Annotated in this window: 1 protein-coding gene; it reads right to left on the reverse strand. The window is 45.1% G+C overall.

All coding sequences use genetic code 11. The annotated features are described in order from the left end of the window. On the reverse strand, nt 1–247 hold a 247-nt coding region (locus tag ACYP03_RS26110; protein WP_459782685.1), incomplete at its 3' end, for a diguanylate cyclase domain-containing protein. Nucleotides 248–273: the final 26 nt, after the last annotated feature.

A 273-nucleotide genomic window follows, 5' to 3' on the forward strand; every position in this document is an offset into this window, starting at 1 on the left:
TGGAATCCGCTTTCGCCAGAATCTCGTCCAGGTTCATCGTTTTACCGGCAGGCAAGGTGTAAACCCCGGCACTGAAAGATAACTGATATGGGCGGTTTTGCTGTACATTGAAATCATCCACCGTTTTCTGAAAACGCTGAATCATCGTCTGTGCTTCTTCTTCCGCTACCCCTGAATACAAAACAACAAACTCATCCCCACCGACTCGAGCAAATAAGTCAGAATAGCGAAAACTCTGACTGATCAAAAAAGCAAAATCCTTCAACGCATCAT

The organism is Photobacterium sp. R1, from assembly GCF_054600795.1.